We start from the raw sequence: 8970 nt of genomic DNA on the forward strand, positions 1-8970 counted from the left end.
GCCGACATCCAGACGATCGGCGTGCTGCCCGGTTATGAGGGGCAGGGAATCGGGACCGCGATGCTGAGCGAGCTGCTGGCCGAGGCACGACACCGCGGCGCCACCGAAGTGCTCCTGGAAGTCCGGGCTGACAACCCCCGGGCGCAGAAACTCTATACGCTGACCGGGTTTGAGCATATTCATACCCGGCGAAAATACTACCGCGACGGCGTCGACGCCTGGGTGATGAGGCTGATCCTGTGAACCGTGACAATCCGCTGGTCCTCGGCATCGAATCCTCCTGCGACGAGACCGGCGTCGGACTGGTGCGTGGCACGCAACTGCTCACCAACACGGTGTCCTCCTCAATGGATGAACACGTCCGGTTTGGGGGAGTGATCCCCGAGATCGCCTCCCGGGCGCACCTTGACGCCTTCGTTCCCACCCTGCGCCAGGCGCTCGCCGAGGCTGACGTCTCACTGGCGGAAATCGACGCTATCGCTGTGACATCGGGGCCCGGGCTGTCGGGTGCGCTGATGGTGGGTGTTTCGGCGGCGAAAGCCCTGGCGCTCGCGACCGGCAAACCGCTATTCGCCGTGAACCACCTGGTGGCCCACGTGGGTGTGGGCGTGCTGGATTCGGCGTTCCCGGACGGCCTCCCCCCGAATCTCGGTGCCCTGCTGGTGTCGGGTGGTCACACGGAGATACTGCAGGTCAACAACCTGGCCTTCGACGTCGAGCTGCTCGGGTCCACCATCGACGACGCCGCCGGTGAAGCCTATGACAAGGTGGCCCGCATCCTCGGGCTCGGATACCCGGGTGGCCCGGCAATAGACCGGATTGCCGCCGACGGTAACCCGAAGGCGATCCGGTTTCCCCGTGGGCTCACCCAGCCCAAGTACCTCGGAACGGCGGAGCAGCCCGGAGAACACCGGTACGACTTTTCGTTCAGCGGCCTGAAGACCGCCGTCGCCCGCTGCGTGGAACAATACGAGGCAGACGGCGTCGACCTCCCCGTTGCCGACATCGCGGCGTCCTTCCAGGAGGCGGTGGTCGACGTGATCACCTCCAAGGCCGTGCTGGCCTGCCGTGAACACGGGATCACCAGTCTGCTGCTCGGCGGCGGGGTGGCCGCCAACTCGCGGTTGCGGACGCTGACCGCCCAGCGTTGCGCGGCCGCCGGGATCACCCTGACGGTGCCGCCGCTGTCCCTGTGCACCGATAACGGTGCAATGGTGGCGGCCTTCGGGGCGCAGATCGTGATGAATGGTGGGGAGCCCACGGGATTGCGCTTCGCCACCGATTCCTCGCTCCCGGTGACCAGCGTCTTCGCCTGACCCCACCACCACCAACTGATCCGGGGTTTTGGGGGCAGCGGAGTGGGGGCTATTCGCGAAGCTGGGCCACCATGTCGAGGACGACGGCGCTGAGGTCGCCGTCGTGCTCGGCGGCGACCCGACGCTGTCGCTGATAGCCAGCACCGCGGGCCAGGATCTTCTCCACATCACCGAGCTCCTCGACGCAGCCCAGTTTCTTCGCGACCGGCTGCAGCCGCTCCAGCACCTCGACGAGGTGCTCGGTGACCAGCTGCTCCTTGCCCTGGGCGTCCAGGATAATGATGGCTTCCATCCCATAGCGGGCGGCACGCCACTTGTTCTCCTGCACATGCCAGGGCGGCATGGTGGGGATGGTTCCGCCGTTGTCCAGGGTGGTGGAGAATTCGTCGACGAGGCACTGGGTCAGCGCAGCAACTGCTCCCACGTCCTGGAGGGTTGAAAGTCCGTCGCAGACCCGCATTTCGATGGTGCCCAGGTTCGCGACCGGTCGAATATCCCACCGGATCTCGTTCACTGAGTCGATCACCCCGGTGGTGAACATGTCCTGCACATAGGACTCGTACTCCGCCCAGGATGGGAACTGGAACGGCAATCCAGCGGTGGGTAGCTGTTGGAACATCAGGGCACGCTGCGACGCGTACCCCGTATCATCGCCACCCCAGAACGGCGACGACGCCGACAGCGCCTGGAAATGCGGCACATAGTTCACCAGGCCGTCCAGGATCGGCATCGCCTTGTCCCGGCGGTCCAGCCCCACATGCACGTGGACACCGTAGATGACCATCTGCTGGCCCCACCACTGGGTGCGATCGATCAGTTTGAAGTAGCGCTCCTTATCGGTCACCGGCTGGGACCGTGGCACGCTGAAAGGGTGCGAGCCGGCGGAGAACAGCTCAACGCCCATCGGGTCGGTGACCTCGCGGACCGCTGCCAGGGAGCGGGAAAGATCAGCTTTCGCCTCGGCCACCGTGTGGCAGATGCCGGTCACCAGCTCCACCGTGTTCAGCAGCAACTCCTGCTTGATATGGGGGTGCTCCTCATCCTCCTGCAACTCGGGATGGTTGGCCGCGACTCCCCGCAGGACCTGATTTGCAACCGAGACCAGATCGCCGTTGTAGCGGTCCACCAGGGCGAGTTCCCACTCCACGCCGAGCGTTGACTGGGCTGATTGCGCAAATTCGATGTTCATGTAGCTGGCTCCTGACCGGTACCGGACTGCTGGAAAATTCTGCCTCGGTATCGCGTCATCCGCGGAAGAGAACTGTCCCAATATTAGAGCAGGAGTAGCATCGATACAGTGAAACGCGCAGCCCGCCGGGCGAACACTGGGATTCTGCCACGTCGTCGGGGCTTAGGCCAGACAGGATTAGCGGTTCTCACGCTCCTGCTCGTGGCCGGGTGCACCCCCGCGGGCAACGGCGCCGGGTCGCCCTCCCCCGAGAGTCCGCCCACGTCGTCGTCTCCGAAACCGACGGCACCCAGCAACCCCGTGTTGCCGTGGGGCCCGAGTACCGCGAATTACGACGACGCCGTTGCCGCCGTCGCTGCGATGAGCACCGAGGAGCGGGCGGGGCAGGTGATGGTGGGCTTCTACACGGGCACCGATCCGGCCGGACAGCAACAGGCCATCCGTGACCTGCACCTCGCGGGCAGCATCATTATGGGAGACAACGTTCCACTGGCCGGTGACGGGACAGTCGATGCGGATGCGATGGCAGCAGTCACGTCCGGCCTGGCCGAAGCCGTCGCTGATGACGGCCGGACCTGGCCCGCCGTCATCTCCGTGGATCAGGAAGGCGGGCAGGTTGCCCGCCTCGGCGCACCCTTGACCGGCTGGCCAACTCCTATGACCTACGGTGCCGCCGGGGATCCGGCGCTGGTGGCAACCTCAATGACAGCCATGAACTCCGAACTCGCGGGTCTTGGGTTCACCATGAACCACGCCCCGTCGGTCGATGTCACCACCGGGGCCAGTGACCCCACCATCGGTGCCCGCGCCTACTCGGATGACCCGGCCCTGGTCGGCGACCTTGGCTCGGCGGCCGTCACCGGAATACTGGAGTCGGCTGTGCTGCCCAGTGTGAAGCACTTCCCCGGGCACGGGTCGGTACCCGCCGATTCACATCTTGAGTTGCCGGTGCAGACCGCCTCCCTTGAGGAGCTTGAGACCCGCGACTGGGTGCCGTTCAAAGCCGCGGCGGACTCGGGAGCACCGGTGATGATGATGGGCCATATCGCCGTTGACGCCGTGGACCCGGGCGTGCCGTCGTCGGTCTCGGCGCCGAACTATGCAGCGCTGCGCGGCCTGGGCTTCGACGGAGTGATAGTCACCGACGCTCTGAACATGGCAGCCGTTGAAGAGTTATACCCGGGCGGGCAGTCGGCTCCCCGTGCGCTAGCCGCCGGCGCGGACCTGCTCCTGATGCCCACCGACTCGTACGCCGCACACGCGGCAATTGTTGCCGCCATCGACGACGGCAGCCTCCCCGACGAACGGCTGGCCGAGGCCGCGACCCGTGTGGTCTCGCTGATGCTGTGGCAGGCGGAGTTGGCGGCTGAAGCCGACCCGGCCGAACCAGGGGAGCAGGCGGAGGCGAGCGGTGTGGCGTCGGCAGCTGCAATCACCGTGCTCACCGGCCAGTGCGGCGGGGACCTCTTGAACGGTACGGCTTCGGTCGTCGGTGGTACTGAGGCCGACGCCCAACGGTTTACCGAGGCTGCTGAGGCGGCGGGGGTTACCGTGGGCCCCGGCGGCACCACAGTTTCATTGGTCGGTGCTGGCGGGACCGGTGCAGCGCCGGCCGACGTCGCCGTCGCGCTGGATGCCCCCTGGTGGCTGGAAGCGGTTGACGCTCCCGTGGAGATTGCTGCGTACGGAAACACGCCGGGCGCGTTCGCCGCCGTGCTGGCTGTCCTGACGGGGGCCGCTCCAGCGCCGGGACAACTTCCGGTCGACGCTGCCGGGTACGACGCCGGAACCGGCTGCTAACCGGCTGTTATTCGGCTAACTGGCTAACCGGCGACCCGGTCGGGAGGACGAGCTGGCAGCGGTGTGTGTGACCGGGCGCAGCGGGTTACTGACCCGGACGGGTGCATTGCGGTGGATGAACAGCGGACCCGGATCGGCATCAACTACTCATGCAAATCCGGGTCCGTCACACCACCGCCGCGCTACCGGCCGTGTAGGGAGGCTACTGCTATTCCTGGACCGGGATGGACTGCGCTTTCAGTGCATCGACGGTCTGCTGCTGGCCTTCAGCGAGTGCATCCAGCAGTGTGCCGGAGCCGCCAATCGCTGCACCGAAACCGTCGGAGACGTCAGTGTAGGTCTGGGTCATGGTCGGGCCCCAGGTGAAGTTGGGGTCAACACTGGCTGAGGCTTCGGCGAAGACATCATAGATCTGCTGTCCGTCATAGAATTCGACGCCACCAGCGAAGGCCTCAAGCTCGGCCGCCGACTTTGCCGCTGGGTACAGGCCGCCGAGTTCGTTGGCCAGGGCCAGGGCCTCAGGGTCGGTGTTGAGCCACAACGCGAACTGCGCTGCCTCGGCGGGGTGCTCGGAGCCCTTCAGCACAGCGGTGGAGGAGCCACCCCAGTTGCCGGCGGTCTCCCCGCCTGTTTCCCACTGCGGCATGGGCGCAACAGCCCACTTGCCGGCCGTGTCGGGAGCGCCGTCGGACAGGGTGGTTGCACCCCACACGGCGGAGACCCAGGTCCACTGCTGGCCCTCGTTGAACGACGCGTTCCACTCGTCCGAGAAGGACGGGAGGGTGGAGACGAGGTCCTCCGACAACAGATCCTGCCAGTAGGTCGCCACCTCCTCGGACTCGGGCCCGGTCAGATTGACGTCCCAGCTCTCGCCGTCGTTGGCGAACCACTGGCCGCCGTTCTGCCAGACCATGCCAGCGAACCAGTTGACGTCAGTCTTGGGGAAGTTGGTGATGTAGGAGCCCTCAGCCTTGATCTGCTCGGCGGCAACAGCGTATTCCTCCCAGGTGGTGGGAACCTCGATGCCGGCCTCCTCGAAGAGATCGGCGCGGTAGTACATGGCCATGGGGCCGCTGTCCTGCGGGATGGCGTAGACCGAGCCCTCCTCGCCGAAGGTCGTTTGGCCCCACGTCCAGTCGACAAACTGGTCGGCAGCCTCCGTGACGCCCGCACATTCGGCGATGTTCTCCAGCCCGTCCTGGACTCGGAAGTTTGGCAGTGCGTCGTACTCGATCTGGCCGAGGTCGGGGGCGTTGCCAGCCTGGATCTGGTTGAAGAAGTTCTGGTAGGTGCCGGAGTTGCCATTGGGTCCGGTCTGCACCGTGACCTGGATGTCCGGGTTGTCCTCGTTCCACAGTTCAACTACCTGGTCCATCCCTGGGACCCAGGTGGTGAAGTTCAGCTCGACTGGCCCGTCCGAGGCCTCGCAGGGTGCCGCTTCGGCCCCTCCTCCCGAGCTGTCCCCGCCGGCTGAACAACCGGTGAGAGCCAGCGCAGAGATGGCAAAGGCTGCGGTGACTTTTCCGTAATGCGCGCGCATTGTCTTTCCTATCGGTGGTAGTTCAGTGCGGGAGCGACTGCCCCTGCACCAGGTAGTGCTGATGGTGAAAATTTGTGGATCACTTGACGCCGCCGGCGCCGAGCCCGCTGCTCCAGAAGCGCTGCAGAGCGAGGAACGCGACGATCAGCGGGACGATCGAGACGAGAGCTCCGACGAGCACCAGGGACCGCAGCTCGGGAATCTGGCTGATCTGGCTGTTCCACGCGTAGAGGCCCAGGGTGACCGGGAAGAGCACCTGATCGCGGAGCATGATGAGAGGAAGGAAGAAGTTGTTCCAGATCGCCACAAACTGAAAGAGGAAAATTGTGACGAGGGCGGGAGCCATCAGACGGGTGGAGACGGTGAAGAAGGTCCGGATTTCCCCTGACCCGTCCAGCCGCGCTGCCTCGAGCAACTCCCCGGGGACGCTGGCCGCCGCGTAGATCCGGGCCAGGTAGACGCCAAACGGGCTCACCAGGCTCGGCAGGAACACCGCCCACATGGTGTTCGTCAGATTGGCCTGGCTGAAGATCAGGAAGAGTGGCAAGGCCAGCGCTGTCGCAGGAACAAGGACACCGCTGAGCACAATGTTGAAGATCGCCTCGCGTCCCTTGAACTCGTACTTGGCAAGCGCGTACCCGCACATCGCAGCGATGACGGTGCCAAGCAAGGCCCCGACCCCCGCGTAGATGGCCGAGTTCAGGAGCCAGCGGCCGAACAGTCCGTCGTTGTAGGTGAAGAGCCGTCCCAGGTTGTCGAAGAATGTTCCGAACGAGTTCGCCGTGAACCACAGCGGCGCCGTCGACGTGACTTCCCCACCGGTTTTCGTTGAGGTAGTGATGAGCCACCAGATGGGGGTCAGGAAGTAGAGCGTGAAAACACCCATGATCAGCATCGCGGCGCTGCGCGACATGATGGACTGGCGGGGCCCACGCGCGGTGTTGTTCACGGGCGGTGTTGGTCCTCCACCGCGTGGGCGTTTGGGGGCGGTGGCTGGGGCTGCGGTCACTGGGTAACCTTCCGCTGGGTCGACTTCAGGAAGACGAAGGAGAGGATGAACGTGGCGAGAGCCAGGACCACCGAGAACGCAGCGGCCAGATTGTAGTTCGGTACCGACGCGGTGGTGTAGACCGCGAGGTTGGGCGTGAACGTGCTGTTGATCGCCGAGCTGAAGCTGCGCAGGGTCTGCGGTTCGGCGAGAAGCTGCAGGGTGCCGATGATCGAGAAGACCGCCGTCAGGATGATCGCCGGGATCACCAGGGGGATCTTGATGCGCCACGCGATCTGGATGTTGCTCGCACCATCAAGCCTCGCGGCCTCGTAGATTTCAGTGGGGATCGCCAGCAGCGACGCATAGATGATGAGCATGTTGTATCCGACGTACACCCAGGTCACGATGTTGGCGATGGCCCAGAGCACGAGGTTCGCTGACAGGAAGTCAACGTTCGATGTCACCGCGCCGAAGGGTGAGAGCGACGGCGAGTAGAGGAACCCCCACATGATGGCGGCAATTACTCCCGGGACTGCGTAGGGGGCGAAGAACGCCAGGCGGAAGAACTTTTTCCCTTTCAACAGGGGCGAGTCCAGCAGCAGGGCGAACAATAGCGCCAGCCCCAGCATGATGGGCACCTGCACAGCTCCGAACACCATCACCCGGCCCACCGACGCCCAGAACGCGCTGTCCTGGAACACCTGCTCGTACTGCACGAGGCCGCCGAACACCTGGCGGGGTGCGCCGAATGTGCCCTCGCGCTCGACGGTGAGCAGCGACTGCACAATCGCGTAGACAATCGGAATGGCGTAAAAGGCGAGGAACAGGAGCCCGAACGGCGCGATGAACAGGGCCACGGCGCGGCGCTGCGCTCCTGACGAACGGTTTTTCCTCGCGACCGGAGGAGCCTGTGGCGCCCCGGCCGGAGGGTTAGTGACTGTCATGGCCTGCGTCCTTTCGGCCCTGAGCCAGGCCGTGGGTGTCGGAGATTTCTGGGGAGGTGCGAACGACGCGCACTGCGCCGGCGGGAACGACGACGACGCCGGACACGGCTTCGTCAGTGAACAGTTCCAGACCGCTGACCCGGTGTTTGCGGTCCTCGGTGGTGTGGTTGATCAGGAAAACGTACTCGTGGCCGTTGCCGCGCCGCGTGACTGACTCGAGCCCCGACTGCACCTCGGGCAGCGCCACGCCGGCGGTCACCGCCGCACGCAACAGCAGGTCCTTCAGGACGCCACTGTCCAGGACCGTCGCGGCATACCACGCCTCCCCGGCCCCAAAGTGGTTGCGGGTCACCGCTGGGGTGTCCACGTGGGTGCCGGTGGCATAGCTGAGGATGGCTTCGGCGGTGGTGAGGCGGAGCGCTTCGGACCAGAGAGAGGCGGGGGACCCGTTGTCGAGGGTGAGTGGATGTGCCGGATCGAGAGGGAAAAATTCCTCCGTGCGGATGCCCAGCAGATCCCTGAAGGCTCCGGGGTACCCACCGGCGCGCACCCGTTCGTTCTCGTCCACGATTCCGCTGAAGAAGGTGATGAAAGCGGATCCGCCGTCGTCGACGAAGTCGGTGATGACCGCGGCATGCTCGTCACGGATCAGATACAGGTTAGGCACCACCACCAGCTTGTAGCGGGAGAGGGGTGCGCCGGGGGCGACGACGTCGACAGTGAGTCCGGCTTCCCACAGTGCGGTGTAGGCAGCGTGGACCTGGCTGAGGTAGCTGACGTCACCCGAGGGGTGCGACTCCTGGTCGTGGGCCCACCATGCCTCCCAGCTGAAGATGAGCGCCACCTCGGCGTGCACCGTGGTTCCGGCCAGCTCGCGCAGCTTCCGGAGGGATGCGCCGAGGCCGACGACGTCGCGCCAGGTCTGCGAATCGGTGCCGGCGTGGGGGAGCATGGCGGAGTGGAACTTCTCGCTACCCTGCAGGGACGCGCGCCACTGGAAGAAACACAGACCGTCGGCTCCGCGCGCCAGGTGGCCGAGCGAGTTGCGGACCATCTCGCCGGGTCCCTTGGCAATGTTGCGGGGCTGCCAGTTAACGGCGCCGGTGGAATGCTCCATCAGCAGCCATGGCTTGCCCTGGGCGAGTCCGCGGGTGGTATCGGCGGCAAACGCCAGCTCAACCAGGGGCGCG

At 65.4% G+C, this 8970-nt stretch carries 9 protein-coding genes (3 of these 9 cut by a window edge); 3 read left to right on the forward strand and 6 right to left on the reverse strand.

Translation table 11 applies throughout. The features are described 5' to 3' along the window. Positions 1-243: the 3' portion of a ribosomal protein S18-alanine N-acetyltransferase gene (gene rimI, locus K728_RS0111715; protein ID WP_024476832.1), read on the forward strand. 210 nt of this gene lie to the left of the window's left edge; only the last 243 of its 453 coding nucleotides appear in the window; its start codon lies off the left edge, out of view; the stop codon is at positions 241-243. After that, entirely contained in the window at positions 240-1316 is a 1077-nt protein-coding gene (gene tsaD, locus K728_RS0111720) for a tRNA (adenosine(37)-N6)-threonylcarbamoyltransferase complex transferase subunit TsaD (RefSeq protein ID WP_024476833.1), read from the forward strand. Before rimI ends, tsaD begins: the two co-directional genes overlap by 4 nt. A 49-nt stretch (positions 1317-1365) precedes the next feature. Here the strand turns inward: tsaD and K728_RS0111725 are convergent, their stop codons facing one another. After that, complete coding sequence (locus K728_RS0111725) at positions 1366-2505, reverse strand: glutamate--cysteine ligase (RefSeq protein WP_024476834.1); 1140 nt, start codon at positions 2503-2505, stop codon at positions 1366-1368. A 108-nt stretch (positions 2506-2613) separates the two neighbouring features. On the opposite strand from K728_RS0111725, the gene K728_RS0111730 reads away from it, so the two are divergent. Then, a complete protein-coding gene (locus K728_RS0111730; RefSeq protein ID WP_337587499.1) occupies positions 2614-4305 on the forward strand; it encodes a glycoside hydrolase family 3 N-terminal domain-containing protein in 1692 nt (563 codons plus the stop codon). Positions 4306-4513: 208 nt separating this feature from the next. Here K728_RS0111730 and K728_RS0111735 read toward each other — a convergent pair whose 3' ends face one another. Then, positions 4514-5845, reverse strand: coding sequence for an ABC transporter substrate-binding protein (locus K728_RS0111735; RefSeq protein WP_024476836.1), 1332 nt, complete (start codon positions 5843-5845; stop codon positions 4514-4516). A 79-nt stretch (positions 5846-5924) separates the two neighbouring features. Further along, on the reverse strand, positions 5925-6758 hold the full coding sequence (locus tag K728_RS0111740) for an ABC transporter permease subunit (RefSeq protein WP_024476837.1): 834 nt from the start codon (positions 6756-6758) through the stop codon (positions 5925-5927). A 92-nt stretch (positions 6759-6850) separates the two neighbouring features. Beyond that, positions 6851-7780 (reverse strand): carbohydrate ABC transporter permease, encoded by a 930-nt coding sequence (locus K728_RS0111745; RefSeq protein ID WP_024476838.1) that lies wholly within the window; start codon positions 7778-7780, stop codon positions 6851-6853. Continuing rightward, positions 7767-8970, reverse strand: partial view of a beta-galactosidase gene (locus K728_RS22710; RefSeq protein ID WP_337587500.1) — the 3' portion only. The gene runs 38 nt beyond the window's last position; the window shows 1204 of its 1242 coding nt (coding positions 39-1242); its start codon lies off the right edge, out of view; its stop codon occupies positions 7767-7769. Before K728_RS22710 ends, K728_RS0111745 begins: the two co-directional genes overlap by 14 nt. After that, positions 8956-8970, reverse strand: the end of a protein-coding gene (locus K728_RS22715) for a beta-galactosidase (protein WP_443110973.1). Its footprint extends 933 nt past the window's final position; only the last 15 of its 948 coding nucleotides appear in the window; its start codon lies beyond the right edge, outside the window — the gene reads right to left on this strand; it ends in the stop codon at positions 8956-8958. Before K728_RS22715 ends, K728_RS22710 begins: the two co-directional genes overlap by 53 nt.

The organism is Arthrobacter sp. CAL618 (assembly GCF_000468215.1).
GTDB lineage: Bacteria > Actinomycetota > Actinomycetes > Actinomycetales > Micrococcaceae > Arthrobacter_D.